13 protein-coding genes and 1 pseudogene are annotated in these 15,391 nt (G+C 73.8%); 5 read left to right on the top strand and 9 right to left on the bottom strand.

The window, feature by feature from the left end; translation table 11 throughout:
- Positions 1-22 precede the first annotated feature (22 nt).
- Positions 23-1,156, top strand: coding sequence for a glutamate--cysteine ligase (locus AB0H75_RS00530; RefSeq protein ID WP_367787774.1), 1,134 nt, complete (start codon positions 23-25; stop codon positions 1,154-1,156).
- A 43-nt stretch (positions 1,157-1,199) separates the two neighbouring features.
- Here AB0H75_RS00530 and AB0H75_RS00525 read toward each other — a convergent pair whose 3' ends face one another.
- From AB0H75_RS00525 to AB0H75_RS00515, 3 genes are read right to left on the bottom strand one after another with little or no spacing between them, the layout of a single operon-like run.
- Positions 1,200-1,667 carry a response regulator gene (locus AB0H75_RS00525; RefSeq protein WP_367787771.1) on the bottom strand — a complete coding sequence of 156 codons (468 nt, stop codon included), beginning with the start codon at positions 1,665-1,667 and terminating at the stop codon, positions 1,200-1,202.
- Positions 1,664-3,289 (bottom strand): ATP-binding protein, encoded by a 1,626-nt coding sequence (locus AB0H75_RS00520; RefSeq protein WP_367787768.1) that lies wholly within the window; start codon positions 3,287-3,289, stop codon positions 1,664-1,666. Before AB0H75_RS00520 ends, AB0H75_RS00525 begins: the two co-directional genes overlap by 4 nt.
- Positions 3,286-4,464, bottom strand: a complete 1,179-nt coding sequence (locus AB0H75_RS00515; RefSeq protein ID WP_367787765.1) for a PP2C family protein-serine/threonine phosphatase — start codon at positions 4,462-4,464, stop codon at positions 3,286-3,288. Before AB0H75_RS00515 ends, AB0H75_RS00520 begins: the two co-directional genes overlap by 4 nt.
- Positions 4,465-4,751: 287 nt before the next feature.
- On the opposite strand from AB0H75_RS00515, the pseudogene AB0H75_RS00510 reads away from it, so the two are divergent.
- A pseudogene (locus tag AB0H75_RS00510) lies at positions 4,752-4,862 on the top strand (RNA polymerase subunit sigma-70); the annotation flags it as partial.
- Positions 4,863-4,882: 20 nt separating this feature from the next.
- Entirely contained in the window at positions 4,883-5,245 is a 363-nt protein-coding gene (locus AB0H75_RS00505) for a hypothetical protein (protein ID WP_367787762.1), read from the top strand.
- 16 nt (positions 5,246-5,261) lie between these two features.
- Here the strand turns inward: AB0H75_RS00505 and guaA are convergent, their stop codons facing one another.
- On the bottom strand, positions 5,262-6,809 hold the full coding sequence (gene guaA / locus AB0H75_RS00500; protein ID WP_367787759.1) for a glutamine-hydrolyzing GMP synthase: 1,548 nt from the start codon (positions 6,807-6,809) through the stop codon (positions 5,262-5,264).
- Positions 6,810-6,906: 97 nt separating this feature from the next.
- Between guaA and AB0H75_RS00495 the strand changes: the two genes are divergently transcribed.
- A complete protein-coding gene (locus AB0H75_RS00495) occupies positions 6,907-7,890 on the top strand; it encodes a hypothetical protein (RefSeq protein WP_367787756.1) in 984 nt (327 codons plus the stop codon).
- On the opposite strand, the gene AB0H75_RS00490 is transcribed toward AB0H75_RS00495, so the two are convergent.
- Complete coding sequence (locus AB0H75_RS00490) at positions 7,891-8,739, bottom strand: SDR family NAD(P)-dependent oxidoreductase (protein ID WP_367787753.1); 849 nt, start codon at positions 8,737-8,739, stop codon at positions 7,891-7,893.
- Between the two features lie 10 nt (positions 8,740-8,749).
- The gene (locus AB0H75_RS00485) at positions 8,750-10,243 is read right to left on the bottom strand and encodes a DUF885 family protein (RefSeq protein ID WP_367787750.1); all 1,494 of its coding nucleotides are present in this window, start codon (positions 10,241-10,243) and stop codon (positions 8,750-8,752) included.
- A 65-nt stretch (positions 10,244-10,308) separates the two neighbouring features.
- Between AB0H75_RS00485 and AB0H75_RS00480 the strand changes: the two genes are divergently transcribed.
- A complete protein-coding gene (locus AB0H75_RS00480) occupies positions 10,309-11,052 on the top strand; it encodes an N-acetyltransferase (protein WP_367787748.1) in 744 nt (247 codons plus the stop codon).
- 21 nt (positions 11,053-11,073) lie between these two features.
- On the opposite strand, the gene AB0H75_RS00475 is transcribed toward AB0H75_RS00480, so the two are convergent.
- From AB0H75_RS00475 to AB0H75_RS00465, 3 genes are all read right to left on the bottom strand, one after another.
- A complete protein-coding gene (locus AB0H75_RS00475; protein WP_367787745.1) occupies positions 11,074-12,051 on the bottom strand; it encodes a PLP-dependent cysteine synthase family protein in 978 nt (325 codons plus the stop codon).
- A gap of 162 nt (positions 12,052-12,213) precedes the next feature.
- Positions 12,214-13,875 (bottom strand): FAD-dependent oxidoreductase, encoded by a 1,662-nt coding sequence (locus AB0H75_RS00470; protein ID WP_367787742.1) that lies wholly within the window; start codon positions 13,873-13,875, stop codon positions 12,214-12,216.
- Positions 13,872-15,377, bottom strand: coding sequence for a succinic semialdehyde dehydrogenase (locus tag AB0H75_RS00465; protein ID WP_367787739.1), 1,506 nt, complete (start codon positions 15,375-15,377; stop codon positions 13,872-13,874). Before AB0H75_RS00465 ends, AB0H75_RS00470 begins: the two co-directional genes overlap by 4 nt.
- Positions 15,378-15,391: the final 14 nt, after the last annotated feature.

The following is a 15,391-nucleotide window of genomic DNA, read 5'->3' as shown; positions in this document are numbered from 1 at the left end:
GGGCGTAGAGGCGGGAGACATCATGGCAGATTGGACAGGACCGTTGACGGTGGGTGTCGAGGAGGAGTTCCACGTCGTGGATCTCCGCACCAAGTACCTGTCCACCCGTTCAGGACCGCTGCTCGAAGCCCTCCCCCAGAGCCGCTTCTCCAAGGAGCTGCAGCGTTCCACGGTCGAGGCCAACAGCGAGCCGTTCGCCCGGCTGGAGGATCTCGCCAAGGACCTCTGCGAGCTGCGTGACATGGTCATCCAGACCGGGCAGGAGCTGGGCCTGGGCATCGTGGCGGCCGGCACCGTGCCGCTGGCCGACAAGTCGAGCATGAAGATCTCCGACGACCCGCGCTACGAGCGCATGCTGGACGACTACCAGCTCCTCACCCGCGAGCAGCTCATCTGCGGCACGCAGGTGCACGTGCAGGTCGAGGACAAGGACCTGGCGACGGCGGTGGCGCACAGCGTGACGCCGTGGCTGCCGCCGCTGCTGGCGCTGTCGTGCAGCTCCCCGTTCTGGTTCGGCGAGGACACCGGGTACGCCAGCTACCGCACGCTCGTGTGGCAGCGCTGGCCCACGTCCGGGCCGATGGCCAAGTACGAGTCGGCCGCCGACTACGAGCGCATGATCGACAACCTCATCCAGGCCGGGACGATCACCGACCCCGGCATGATCTACTTCGACGTGCGGCCGTCCGCGCACGTGCCCACGGTGGAGCTGCGGGTCTGCGACTCCTGCCCCCGCGTGGACGACATCGTGCTCATCGCCGGGCTGTTCCGGGCGCTGGTGACCCGGGAGCTGGCGGCGGTGCGGCGGGACCCGCACCGGGAGATGCAGCTCGAACCGGTACGCGCCGCCACCTGGCAGGCGACCCGCTCCGGGCTGGAGGGCGACCTCGTCGACCCGGTCGAGGGCGTGCCGCGGGCCGCCGCCGAGGTGTTCATGAACCTGGTGGACGGGCTGCGGCCGGAGCTGGAGGAGACCGGCGACTGGGAGCTGATCTCCAACCTGGCCCGCGACGCCCTGGCCCGGGGCAGCTCGGCCGCCCGGCAGCGGCGCGCGTTCGAGCGGGAGGGGCGGTTGTCGGACGTCGTGGACCTGCTGCTCGAAGAGACCCGGGCGTGCACCTGGACCGGCCCGTCGTCCTACCGGCCGGCGGCATAGCGGCCGGCCCGGCACCGGCCCGGCGCCGGCTCGGCCCCGCCGCTCAGACGTCGTCGTGCGTGCCCACGGCGCGCTGGCGGCCGGGCAGGCGGACGACCGTGACGAAGAACTCGTCGATCTGGCGGATGACGGTCAGGAACCGGTCCAGATCGACGGGTTTGGTCACGTACGCGTTGGCGAACAGGTCGTAGCTGCGCAGGATGTCCTCCTCCGCCGAGGAGGTCGTCAGGACCACGACGGGGATCGCGCGCAGCTCCGGGTCACCCTTGATCTTCTCCAGGACCTGGCGGCCGTCGTACTTCGGCAGGTTGAGGTCGAGGAGGACGAGGTCGGGGCGGGGCGCGTCGGCGTACCCGCCGCGCCGGTAGAGGAAGTCCAGCGCCTCCAGGCCGTCCCTGACGACGTGGAGGTTGTTGTGGATCTTGTTGTCCTCGAACGCCTCGCGAGTGATCAGCTCGTCGCCGGGATCGTCCTCGACGAGAAGCACCTCGATGGCCTGCGGAGTGGTCATGCGCTGCTTTCCTGGGTGGCAGTGGCAGTGGCGGTGGCAGTGGCGGTGGCGGCATCGGAAACGGTGTCGGAACCAGTGTCGGGCAAAGTGAAGCAGATCCGGGTGCCACCGGTGTAATCGGTGTCGAGCCAGATGCGGCCACCGTGATTCTCGACGATCTTCCGGCACATGGCCAGACCGATGCCGGTGCCACCATAGGTCTCGCGGCTGTGCAGGCGCTGGAAGATGACGAAGATCTTCTCGGCGAACTCGGCCTCGACGCCGATGCCGTTGTCGGACACCGACAGCAGCCATTCGCCCTCGTCGCCGCGCCCGCACTCGATGCGGATCTCCGGCGCCTCGCCGGGACGGCGGAACTTGACGGCGTTGCCAACGAGGTTCTGCCAGAGCAGGCCGAGCAGGGTGCGGTCGCCGATCACGGTGGGCAGCCCGGCCGGGCGCTCGACGCGGGCGCCGGACTCCTCGATGGCCGTGGACAGGTCGTCGAGGGCCTTGTCGAGGGCCTCGCCCAGCTCGACCGGCTTGCGGTCGTCGTACATGCGGCCCACCCGGGAGAAGCTCAGCAGGTCGTTGATGAGCACCTGCATGCGGGTCGCGCCGTCCACCGCGAAGTGGATGTACTGGGTGCCGCGCTCGTCGAGCACCGAGCCGTACCGCTTCTGCAGGAGCTGGCAGAACGTGGCGATCTTGCGCAGCGGCTCCTGCAGGTCGTGCGAGGCCACGTACGCGAACTGCTCCAGCTCGGCGTTCGAGCGGCGCAGCTCCACCGCCTGCGCGTCGAGGTCGGCGGTCTGGGCGCGCAGCCGGCCCTGGGCCTCGTTGGACTCCTCCAGCGCGCGGACGAGCTTGGCGCGCATCAGGTCAAGGTCACGGGAGAGCTCGCGGAGGTCGGCCGGGCCGCGCGCGGGCATGGGATGGTCGAAGTCGCCGGTCGCGATGTGCCGGGAGGCCACCCGCAGCTCGTCCAGGGGGCGGCCGACCGCGCGGCGCAGCAGCACCGTCATCGAGACGCCGGCCAGCAGGAACAGCACCAGCATGGCGACGAAGGCCCAGTTGCGGATCCGCTCGGCCCGCTGCAGCTCGGCCCGCTCGGCGGCGCGGGCCTGCGACAGCTCGGTGGAGAGCTGGTCGAGCCGGGCGCGGACGACGTCGAAGGTGCGCTTGCCGCCCTCGTCGCCCGAGGGGACGGCGCCGCCGGACTCCTTGGCGGCGATGACGGGCCGGGCGTAGTCGCGCCGCCACGCCTCGGCCGCGACGCGGACCGCCTGCACGTCGGCGACCAGGCGCGGGCGCTCCTGGAGGAGGGACGCGATCCGGTCGGCGCTGCGCTGCTCGGCGCCCACGCCCAGGGTGTACGGGTCCAGGAAGTCACGCCGGCCGGACAGCAGGTAGCCGCGGACGCCGGTCTCCTGGTTGAGCAGCGCGTTCTCCAGCTGGGCGGCCTCGATCCTGGCCGGCGAGATGCGCTCGGTGAGCTGGTCGGACAGGCGGGCGGTGCGGTCCAGCATGATCGTGCCCACCACGGCACAGGTGATCACCAGGACCGTGACGACCGCGAGCACGGCCACGAACCAGCCGTGAATCGTCAGGCGGCGCCAGCCGCTCTCTGAAGTGTTGTTCACAGCTCGTCTTTCCAGCGGAGGTGGACCACGGCGAGGTCGTCGGCGGCGGTCTCGGGGGCGGCGGTCTCGACGTCCTCGACGAGCGCGTTGAGGAACGCCTCGCCGTCGAGGTGCGCCCGCCGCCTGGCCAGCTCCAGCAGGCCCTCCTCGCCCAGCCAGCGGGCCGGCTCGCCCGGCAGGCGGCGCTCGAACAGGCCGTCGGTGAACAGCGTCAGCCCGCCGCCGGGAGGCAGCTCCATGACGTGCTGCTCCCAGTCGAACTCGATCGGCAGGCCGAGCGCGGGGCCCTGCGCCGGGTCGGCCAGCTCGACCCCGTCAAGCGTGTGCAGGAGCATGCCGGGGTGGCCGGCCCGCCAGACGCGTACCGTGCGCTGGTCGGGCTCCAGCACGAGCGTGGTCATCGTCACGAAGATCTCGGGGCTGGAGCGCTCGGCGTCCAGGATGCGTTCGAGCTGCCGCAGCAGCGCGCTGCCCGTCACGCCGCTCAGCACCAGCGCGCGCCAGGCGATGCGCAGGCAGACGCCGAGCGCCGCCTCGTCGGGGCCGTGGCCGCACACGTCGCCGATGACCGCGTGGACGACCTTGTCGTCGGACTCGACGACGTCGAAGAAGTCGCCGCCCAGGGTGAGGGAGCCGCGGCTGGCCTGGTAGCGCGAGGCGACCTGGATCGGCATGGTCTGCAGCAGCGGGGTCGGCAGCAGGCCGCGCTCCAGGCGGGCGTTCTCCTTGGCCCGGACGCGCTCGGCGTGCAGCGCCACCGCCGCCTGCTCGGCCTGCTTGCGCTGCATGGCGTAACGCAGCGCCCGGCCCAGCCACTCGGCCTCCACCCGGCCCTTGACCAGGTAGTCCTGGGCGCCGGCGGTCACCGCGGCGAGGCCCGCCTGCTCCTCGGCCAGGCCCGTCAGCACCACGACGGCCGCGTCGCCGGCCTCCTCCAGGACGGCGGACAGCGCCGAGAACTCGAACGCGTCAGGCAGGTCGAGGTCGAGCAGCACGCACTGGGGCCGCAGCCGGACCAGCGCCTGGCGCGCCTCCTTCACCGAGCGCGCCCACTCCAGGCGTACGGTCAGGCCGCTGTCCTCCAGCAGCTCACCGACGATCAGCGCGTCCTGTGGATCGTCCTCCACGAGCAGGACCAGCGGCGGCCGGCCGTTGTGCTCACCAGCTTGGGCCATACTGGCGTGTCTTCCTTCCCGCCCGCGCCAGATGCCTGCCGCACCGACCGGCGCCTCAGGCGTCCCGACACCGACCTGGTTGCGGAGGTGGCGCAGAGCCAAAGTCTCTTCCCTCCATTCTCAGGGATATGCGCAGGGGGCCGAACAATTTTTTCGGCGGTACGGCGGGGCGTGAAAGCATGACGGGGCTCCGGGCAAGAAGGGGCGTTCACGTTCCTCCGACGCTAGGGATGCCCGCATGGCCGTGCCACCCGAGCTGGATCCACCGGTACATCGCCCGCCGCCTGTCCGAGGACGCCGCGGCGCTGGGCATTCCGGCCGGCACCGTCGCCTCCCGCCTCAACCGCGCCCGCGAGCAGCTGCGCAAGGCGCTCGGCGGCGCCAATCCCCTGGAGGAGACGCGGGCCTGCTGCGGGAGATGCCGGTCGCTCCGGCCGTGCGGGCCGCCGCCCTGCGCCTGCTCGCCGGGCTGCCGGCGAGCAAGGTGGTGGGCCCGACCGACCCGCTGGGACGGCCGGGGCTGGCGGTGACGTTCGTGAAGAGCGAGGGCCTCACCGCCGAGTTCGGCGCCGACGGCGAGGTGGCCGAGCGGTTCGCCACCGTTCTCGACCCGCGTACCGGCACCGTGCCGGCCCACGTGGAGATCGCCGCCGAGCGCGCGGAAGGGCTCGCCGAGGGCACGCTCATGAGCTACAGGGCGTGGGCGGACGGCGCCGGGTGGCGCGACGAGCGGCCGAAGCGGCCGCGCGGCTGCGAGCTGAGCGACCGCCCGCTGCCCTGAGCCACGGGGCGGCGGCTCACTCCCACTCGATGGTGCCCGGGGGCTTGCTGGTCACGTCGAGGACGACCCGGTTGACCTCGCGGACCTCGTTGGTGATGCGGGTGGAGATGCGGGAGAGCACGTCGTACGGGACCCGCGCCCAGTCGGCGGTCATCGCGTCCTCGGAGGTGACCGGGCGCAGCACCACCGGGTGGCCGTAGGTGCGGCCGTCGCCCTGCACGCCCACCGACCGGACGTCGGCCAGCAGCACCACCGGGCACTGCCAGATCTGCCGGTCGAGGCCGGCGCGGGACAGCTCCTCGCGGGCGATCGCGTCGGCCTCGCGCAGGATCTCCAGGCGCTCGCGGGTGACCTCGCCGACGATGCGGATGCCGAGCCCCGGCCCGGGGAACGGCTGCCGCCACACCATCGCGGCGGGCAGGCCCAGCTCCTCGCCGGCGCGGCGCACCTCGTCCTTGAACAGCGTGCGCAGCGGCTCGACCAGCGTGAACCGGAGGTCTTCTGGCAGGCCGCCGACGTTGTGGTGGGACTTGATGTTGGCGGTGCCGGTGCCGCCACCCGACTCCACGACGTCGGGGTAGAGCGTGCCCTGCACCAGGAACTCGACCGGGCCGTCGGCCATGATGGCGCGCTGCTCGTCCTCGAAGACGCGGATGAACTCGCGGCCGATGATCTTGCGCTTCTCCTCGGGGTCGCTGACGCCTTCCAGCGCCTTGAGGAAGCGCTCGGCGGCCTCGACCACGCGCAGCCTGACGCCGGTGGCGGCGACGAAGTCGCGCTCGACCTGCTCGGCCTCACCCTTGCGCAGCAGGCCGTGGTCGACGAAGACGCAGGTCAGCCGGTCGCCGATGGCCCGCTGGACGATCGCGGCGGCCACCGCCGAGTCGACCCCGCCGGACAGCGCGCAGATCGCCCGGCCGTCGCCGACCTGGCGGCGCACGGCCTCGACGGACTCCTCGACGATGTTGAGCATGGTCCAGGACGGGCGGCAGCCGGCCGCGTCGAGGAAGTGCTTGAGCACCGCCTGACCGTGCTCGGAGTGCAGCACCTCGGGGTGGAACTGCACGCCGTAGAGCCCCCGGCCGGGGTGCTCGAAGGCCGCGACCGGCGTCTCGCCGGTGGAGGCGGTCACCCGGAAACCCTCGGGCGCGGCGGCCACGCTGTCGCCGTGGGACATCCACACCCGCTGGCTGGCCGGCAGCCCGGCGAAGATCACGCCCTCGTCCAGTACCTCCAGGTCGGTGCCGCCGTACTCGGCCACGCCGGTGCGGGCGACCTCGCCGCCGAGCGCCTGGGCCATGGCCTGGAAGCCGTAGCAGATGCCGAACGTGGGCACGCCGGTCGAGAACAGGCCGTGCGGCACGGGCGGCGCGCCCTCGGCGTAGACCGAGGAAGGGCCGCCGGAGAGGATGATCGCCTTGGGGTTCTTCGCCATCATCTCCTCGACGGGCATCGTCGAGGGGACGATCTCGGAGTAGACGTGGCACTCGCGCACCCGCCTGGCGATGAGCTGCGCGTACTGCGCGCCGTAGTCGACCACCAGCACCGTGTCGAATTCTGACACCGAGAGAACCCCCCATAGGCGACGTGCGGTGGCCCCAGTCTATCGGTCCCTGTTATTACGCCTGGCCTGGCACCGGCTCCCGTGCTAACACAGAACGATGGATCTTGTCTGGCCGGCGACCGCCTGGGCTCTCTGGGTCGCCACGCTGGCCGCCGCCGTCAAGGTGGCCGGTCGCGGGCGGCCTGCCGGGGCCCCGCCGCCCGCCGGGCCGCCGCCGCCTCCGCAGGCGGTGGCCGAGCTGCTGCGGGGGGCGCGGGCGCAGGAGGTGTTCCACGCGGCGCTGTTCGAGCTGGCGGAGCGGGGCTGGGCGGCGGTCGAGGGCGATCGGCTCTCCCTGTCGGCCGCCGGCCCGGCCCCCGCGGGGTCGCCCGCCGCCGGATCGGTCCCCGCTGTGGAGGAGTCGCCGCCCGCGCCGCCCGCGCCGTACGAGCGGTGGGTGCTGGAACGGGTGCGCGAGCGGCTGGCGGGCGCCGCGCGGGCGCGGGTCGTGGACCTCATGCCGGACGGCGCCGAGCTGGAGAGCGAGCTCATGCCGCTGGTCAGGGAGCACGCGATCGGCCTCGGGCTGGCCCGGCGGCGCTGGCCCAGCATGATCGTGCCGGTGGTGCTGGCCGTCGCGCTGGTCGTCCCCTGGTTCGCCACCGTCTCCCGGGCCGGGGTGTCGTGGCTGGGGGGCATCGCGACGATGGTGTCGTTCGTGGCGGGCGGGAGCCTGCTGCTGGGCGGGCGGGGGTTCCTGCTCACCGAGCGCGGGCGGCGGGTCGCGGCGGACGCCGTCCCGCCGGCCCACCAGCAGGAGTGGATCTTCACGGGCAGCGGCTGGCAGGGCGGCCGGATCGAGCCCGCCGGGTCCGGCGCGGCCGGGCGCCGGGAGGTGGCCGGGCACGTCGTCAGGCGCTGGTACGACGCCGAGCGGCACAGGCACTACGTCGCGCTGCACGACGGGCGCTCGGAGCAGGCCGTCGCGTACGCGGTGGAGCCGGGCGACTACAAGGACGTGCTGCCGGGCGACTGCGTGCGGCTGCTGGTGCGGCCCGGCGGGGAGGTGACCCGCGTCCTGGCCCACGAACGCCACTGGTGATCACCGAGGGGACGGCAGGTCTCCGGAGAGCAGGGTCTCGTACTGGCGGCGCAGGCCGTCGGCGTGCCCCGGATCGGTCAGCACGAGGAAACGTTCCTCGCGGATGGCCGCCACCGCCAGCTCGGCGACCTCGGCGGGGTCGATGCCGCGCCCGGCCCGCCTGACGACGCGGTCGCGGGCGTCGAGCTCGTCCTGGCTGGGCGTGGCGGCCAGGGCGGGCGGGCGGGTGCGGGCCGAGTCGGCGATCCCGGTGCGCACCGCGCCCGGGCACAGCGCGGTCACCCGGAGCCTGGCGCCCGTGGCGGCCAGGTCCTGGGCCAGCGCCAGGGAGGCGGCCAGGGCGGCGTGCTTGGTGACGGCGTATCCGCCCGATCCCGCCGCGACCGACAGCCCCGCCACCGACACGGTGTTGACGACGTGTCCCTCGCCGCCCTGCTCGATCATGCGCGGCACGAACGCCCGGATGCCGTGCAGGACGCCCCACACGTTGACGCCGAGCAGCCAGGAGAAGTCCTCCACGGTCCGCGTCCACATGTGGCCGCCCTGGTAGACGCCGGCGTTGTTGCACAGGACGTGGACGGCGCCCAGCTCGCCGAAGCAGCGGTCGGCCAGGTGGGCGACGGCCGCCGCGTCGGACACGTCGGTGATCTGCGTGAGCACCTCGACGGGCGGGGAGCCCGTCCGAGGAGTGGCCTGCCTGGCCAGCGCGGCCGTCTCCGCCAGCCCGCCGTGATCGACGTCGGCCAGCATGAGCACCGTGCCCTCGGCCGCGAACCGCAGCGCCAGGGCCCGGCCGATCCCGCCGGCCGCGCCCGTCACCACCGCCACCTTGCCGGCGAGCTCCCGCACCCGCCCGACGCTACAGCACCGCGCCGATCAGTCCCAGGGGCGGCGAGCCGAGGTCCAGCAGCGCCTTGTGGAAGCGCTGGACGCTGAAACCGGCCCCCCACTCCTCGCGGGCCCGCTCGCGCAGGTCGAGGATGAGCAGCTTGCCCCACGTGTAACGCCCGTACGTCGGGTCGAACGTGGCCCGCCGCGCCTCCGACAGCGCCGCCGGGCCGACCAGGTGGGTGTCGGACTCGAAGCGCCGCGCGCCCTCCTCGACCGTCATCTGCCCGGTGTGCACGCCGATCGCGCAGGCCAGCCGGGTGACGCGGATGAGCGCCTCCAGCCAGACGCCGATCTCGAAGCGCGGGTCGTCCGGCTCGAACCCCTCCTCGACGCACAACTCCTCGGCGTAGTGCGCCCAGCCCTCGACGAACGCCATCGACATCAGCAGCCTGCGTACCTCGGACGGCGCCCGGCGCAGCGCCCGCGCGTGCGAGAAGTGCCCCGGCGCGACCTCGTGGACGTTGATCGCCGGCAGCGTCGCGTGGCTGAAGACCTCCAGCCACTCCTCCTGCTCCCGCTCCGGCCAGGACGGGTCCGGCGGCGTGATGTGGTACCAGGACGGGCCCTCCGGCTCGCCCGGCGCGTTCCAGGCCATCATCGCCATCGCCCAGCGGCGCGACTCCGGAGCCGGGCCGACCAGGCACTCGCCGTCGTGGTAGGGGACGAGGTCCTTCTCCCGGGTGAACGCGATGGCCTTCTCCGTGCCGGCGCGGGCCGCCTCGATGACCTCGTCCGCGCTGGGGTGCTCCTTGACCAGCTCCCGCGCGACCTCCAGCGGCGGCTGCCCGGAGCGTCCCAGCTTGGCGCAGGACTCGGCGAGCAGCGCCATGAGCCGGTCGCGCTCGGCGTCGGCGCGCTCGGCCAGCCGGCCCAGGTCCACCGGCAGGCCCTCGGCGGTGCCCATGAGCCTGGCCAGCGCGTCCGCGCCGAGGGAGGCGTCGGGGTCGCCCTCGGCGGCGGCGCGTTCGAGGTGGGCGACGAGCCGGCCGTGCGCCGCCAGCGCGGCCTCGTCGGTGACGCCGGCCGCCAGGCCCTTGACCGCGCCCGTCAGGGACCGCGCGACGGGCGCGCTGACCTGGTCGAGCGAGGCGATCGCGGCGTCCACGGCGGCGGGCCAGAGGGCGAGGTGGGCGGCCCTGGCCCGCGCCCGCTCCTCCTCGGGGCCGTAGTCGCGGTCGTAGCAGGCCAGTTCGAGGTTGGACAGGTGCAGGAGCGGGTTCTTCCTGTGCATCTCCAGCTCCCCGAACTGGAAACGCAGGCTCTCCTCGAACACCCGCAGGTGCTCGGCGTCGTGCGGGTCGTCGGGCGCGGCGCCCTCGCCGAGCCGCGCCAGCCCGGCACGCACGCCCTCGGGTGACAGGTCCTGGACGCGGCCGTCGTACTCGTGCCGGCCGCCGCCCTCGCGCGCCTCGGCCACCATGAGGTCGGCGACCGCACGCAGCCTGGGGTTGAGTTCCGTCATGGGCCGACGCTAGCGCACCCTCCGGCGGGTGCTCCCGGGCCTGGCGCGATGTGACAATGACCGGCATGGCCCTTGAGATCACGACCCTGGCCGAGCGGCCGGAGTTCGCGCCGGCGTTGTGGACGATGGACCACACGTGGCCGGAGTTCATGCTCAACGATCCGCTCGCCGACCTGTTCTATCCCTTCACCGACACCACGTACGCCGGGTACGTCCTGGTGGCCGACGACGACGCCGAGCCGGGGCGGCCGGTGGCGCGGGCCTGCATGATCCCGTACCGGTCGGAGGCCGCCGAGCTGCCCGACGACGGCTGGGACGGCGTGATCCGCCTCGGCTGGCTGGCCCGCGAGCGCGGCCAGAGCCCCAACGGCATCTCCGCGCTGGAGATCAGCGTCCGCCGCGACCAGCAGGGCAAGGGCCTGTCGTCGGTCATGCTGGGCGCGATGCGCGACCACGCCGCCCGCCTCGGCTTCACCGAGCTGGTCGCCCCCGTCCGCCCCAACCGCAAGCACCTGGAGCCCCGCACCCCGATGTCCGAGTACGCCTGGCGCACCCGCGAGGACGGGCTGCCGCACGACGCCTGGCTGCGCGTGCACGTACGGGCCGGCGGCAAGATCGTCAAGGTGGCGCCGCGCTCGATGGTGGTGGCCGGCACGCTGGCCGAGTGGCGGTCGTGGACCGGCCTGCCCTTCGACCGCCCCGGCGACGTCGAGGTGCCGGGCGCGCTGGCCCCCGTCCGCTGCCACCCCGGCGAGGACCACGCGGTCTACGTCGAGCCGAACGTCTGGGTCAGCCACCCCCTGACCTGACCGCCGGCGCCCGGCGGGAGGTCAGGCGGTGGTGCGGTGGCGCAGCTCGCCGGTGTGCCGCTCCACGTCGAGGCCCTTCGCGGCCGTCCAGGCGTCGTCGTGGTACGTCGCCAGGTGGCGGTCGGCGGCGTCGCCGAGCAGGGCGACGAGGGTGCCGCTCTCGCCCCGCGCGTGCATGCGCCCGGCCAGCTCCAGGGCCGCCCAGAGGGCGGTGCCCGAGGCGGCGCCGGCGGGCAGGCCGGTGAGCTCTCTGATGCGGCGGGCGGCGGCGACGCTCGCCGCATCCGGGACGGGGATGACCAGGTCCACGAGGTCGGGACGGAACCCGGGCTCGACTCGGGGGCGGCCGATGCCCTCGATCCGGGAGGGCATGCCGGTGGCGTAGTCAGGGGCGTCGAGGGTCCAGCCGGGGAAGTAGGCGGAGTTCTCGGGGTCAGCGACGGCGACGCGGCAGCTCAGGGCGTGGTCGCGGATCCACCGGCCCAGCGTGGCCGAGGTGGCGCCGGTGCCCGCGCCCGTCACCACCCAGTCGGGCCGCACCTGGGCGAACAGCTCCTCCGCCAGGTCGTGTGGGGCGGCGCGGCCGAACTGGTCGAGGAAGTGGCCGTCGAGGGCGCGGGCAGCGTCGTAGATGGCCAGGGGCGGGGTGACGAAGCGGCACTCGCCGCCCAGCGCCTCCACCGGGCGGGCCCGGGCCTCGGTGCGCTCGCCGGGCATGATCACGATGTACGGCAGCCCGAGCCGCCGCGCGAACCACGCCTGCGCGACGGCCGCGTCGCCCCCGGTCGCCTCCACCACGATCGTGCCCTCGCCCACCAGCCCGTCGGCGATGGCCTGGCGGAACAGGGCTCTGGCGTGGCGGTGCCGGAGGCTGCCGGTCGGCTGCCGCGACTCGTCCTTGAGGAGGAGCCTGATCCCGGGGGCGGCGACCGGGAGGTCGATCAGCGGGGTCGGCGGGCCGGGGGCCAGGACGCCGAGGGCGGTGGTGTTCCAGCTCACCCTCCCACCCTGTCAGAGGCGGCGGCTCAGAGGGACGTCCGTTCGCCCGGGGCGAGGAGGTGGAGGCGGCGGGCGCCCAGGATCTCGGCGGCGGTCACCGCGTCCTCGCTGGTCAGCGTCAGGTGGTCGTCGCCGATCGGGTAGTCGCCGGGCGCGTCGACCTTATTCCGGCGGGAGGGCCGCGGGAGCGCCGGCGGGGACGGCCGGGCGGCGCGGGCGGACCGGGGCGAGCCGGACGTACGGCGAGCCGAGCGGCGGCCGGGGGTCGGGCTCGCCCGCGTTCGGCCAGAGGGACAGGGCGCGCTCGGCCTGGGCGGTGATGGTGAGCGACGGGTTGACGCCCAGGTTGGCCGAGACCGCCGAGCCGTCCACGACGTGCAGCCCCTCGTGGCCGTACACCCGGTGGTAGGGGTCGATGACGCCGGTCGCGGGCGAGTCGCCGATGGCGCAGCCGCCGAGGAAGTGGGCCGTGGTCGGGATGTCGAACAGGTCGAGCCAGGTGCCCCCGGCCACCCCGCCGAGCTCGGCGGCGGCGTGCCGCACGGCCTCGTGCCCGGCCGGGATCCAGGTCGGGTTGGGCTCGCCGTGGCCGCGCGAGGAGCGCAACCCCCAGCGGGTGCGGCGCACGGTGATCGAGTTGTCCTTGGCCTGCATGACCAGCGCGATGACGGTCCGCTCGGACCAGCGCCGCAGGTCGAGCAGGCGCAGCGCGCGCAGCGGCTGCCGGGCGACCTCACGGGCGAAGGCGCGGCGGCGGTTCTGGCCGCCGTCCACCAGCAGGGTGCGCAGCAGGCCCATGGCGTTGGAGCCGTCGCCGTAGCGGACGGGCTCGATGTGGGTCTCGGCGTCGGGGTGGATGGAGGAGGTGATCGCGACGCCGGTGTTGAGCTTGTCGCCGTGCCGCTCCATGCGTTCGACGCCGAGCAGCGCCTCGGAGTTGGTCCTGGTGAGCCGGCCGAGGCGGGGCGAGAGCCGGGGCAGCACGCCGTCGTCGCGCAGCTTGTGGAGCAGGCGCTGGGTGCCGTACGTGCCTGCGGCGAAGACCACCTGGGCGGCGGTGAACACGCGGCGCTGCCGCAGGGAGCCGGTGCGGCGGGCGAGCACCTCGTAGCCGCCGGACGGCAGGGGGCGCACGGAGGTGACCGTGCACTCGGCGTGGACGCGGGCGCCGGCCCGCTCGGCGAGGTACAGGTAGTTCTCGGTGAGCATGTTCTTGGCGCCGTGGCGGCAGCCGGTCATGCACTCCCCGCACTGGATGCAGCCGCGCCGCGCGGGGCCCGCCCCGCCGAAGTACGGGTCCACGCCGTCGGGGCCGAAGTGCACGCCGACGGGCGCGAGGTGGAAGGTGTGGGCCACGCCCATCTTCTCGGCGACCCTGGTCATGATCTCGTCGGCGCGGGTGAAGGTGGGGTTGACCACCGCGCCGAGCATGCGCTTGGCCTGGTCGTAGTGGGGGGCCAGCTCCGCCCGCCAGTCGGTGATGCCCGCCCACTGGGGGTCGTCGAAGAACGGGTCCAGCGGCTCGTACAGGGTGTTGGCGTACACCAGGGACCCGCCGCCGACCCCGGCGCCCGCCAGCACCATCACGCCCGTGCCGCGCTCGCCGCGCAGCACGTGGATGCGCTGGATGCCCTTGAGCCCCAGCCAGGGCGCCCACAGGAAGTCGCGGGCGCGCCAGGACGTGGCCGGCAGCGTGGTGGCGTCGAAGCGGCGGCCCGCCTCCAGCACGCCGACCCGGTAGCCCTTCTCGGCCAGGCGCAGCGCCGCGACGCTGCCGCCGAACCCGGAGCCGATGACGATGACGTCGAAGCCGGGCGCGCTCACCGGATGCGCAGCTTCCGCATCGCCTTGAGCGTGCCGGCCAGGAACCCGGCCCACGCCTCGGGGGTCAGGTCGAACGGCGGCTCGAAGCCCAGCCAGCCGGCCTGCGCCGCCACGGTCTGGGACTCGGTGTAGCGCAGCAGGCCCTCCGCGCCGTGGCGGCGGCCGAGGCCGCTCGCCTTCATGCCGCCCATCGGGGCGTCGTAGGAGGCGTACGCGGAGCCGTACCCCTCGTTGAGGTTGACCGTGCCGGCCTTGATCCGGGCGGCCAGCGCCCGGCCGCGCGCCAGGTCGCGGGTCCAGATGGAGGCGTTGAGCCCGTAGTCGGTGTCGTTGGCCAGCCGTACGGCCTCGTCGTCGGTGGCGAACGGGTAGAGCGCCACGACCGGGCCGAACGTCTCCTCGCGGCACAGCCGCATGGCCTCGGTGACGCCGGTGAGCACGGTCGGCTCGTAGAACAGCGGGCCGAGGTCGGGGCGGGCCCGGCCGCCGGCCAGCAGCGTGGCGCCCTTGGCGAGGGCGTCGTCCACGTGGGCGGCCACCGCGTCGAGCTGGCGGCGCGAGGTCAGGGAGCCCATCTGGACCGACCAGTCGTGGCCGGCGCCGAGCTTGAGGTTCTTGACCTGCTTGACGAAGCGGCGGGCGAAGTCGTCGAAGACGGACTCGTGCGCGTACAGGCGCTCGACCGACAGGCAGAGCTGGCCGGCGTTGGTGAAGCAGGCGCGCAGCGCGCCCTGGACGGCGACGTCGAGGTCGGCGTCGTCGAGCACCAGCATCGGGTTCTTGCCGCCGAGCTCCAGCGAGCAGCCGATGAGCCGCCTGGCCGCCGCCTCGGCGATCTTCCGGCCGGCCCGCGTGGAGCCGGTGAAGGCCACGTAGTCGGCGCCGTCCAGCAGCGCGTCGCCGAGGTCGTCCGGCTCGCCCAGCACGACCTGCCAGACCTCGCGGGGCAGGCCCAGCTCGGTGAGCAGATCGAGGGTCCAGAGCGTGGAGCGGGCGGTCTGCGTGTCGGGCTTGTGGACCACGGCGTTCCCGGCCAGCAGGGCGGGGACGGTGTCGGTGACGCCGAGCGAGAGCGGGTAGTTCCACGGGGAGATCACCGCGACGACGCCCTTGGGCCGGCGCAGCTCGCTCACCCGGGTGGCGACCGGGAAGATGCCCTGGCGGCGGGCCGGGGCGAGCAGGCGGGCCGCGCGGCGGGCGTAGTAGAGGCTGCACCCCGCGACGTCGAGCACCTCCTCCATCGCGTGCTTGCGGGCCTTGCCGGTCTCGTCCTGGACGAGGTCGAGGATCTCCTCGCGCCGGTCGAGGATCGCGTCGTGCAGGAGCAGGAACGGCTCGGCGCGCGCGGCGGCGGGCCTGGCCGCCCACGCGGCCTGGGCGGCGCGGGCCCGCGCGTACGCCAGCCTGACGTCGTCTGCGTCGTTGATCGGCAGCTCGGCAATGGTTTCTCCGGTGAAGGGGGAGATGATGTCCTGTGTCCTGCCGGTGGCGGTGGCGCGCATGGCAGAAGGATATT

The organism is Nonomuraea sp. NPDC050783, from assembly GCF_040802095.1.
Classification (GTDB): domain Bacteria; phylum Actinomycetota; class Actinomycetes; order Streptosporangiales; family Streptosporangiaceae; genus Nonomuraea.
The sequence above is the reverse complement of the archived record's forward strand: the minus strand, read 5'-3'. Positions and strand labels throughout refer to the sequence as shown.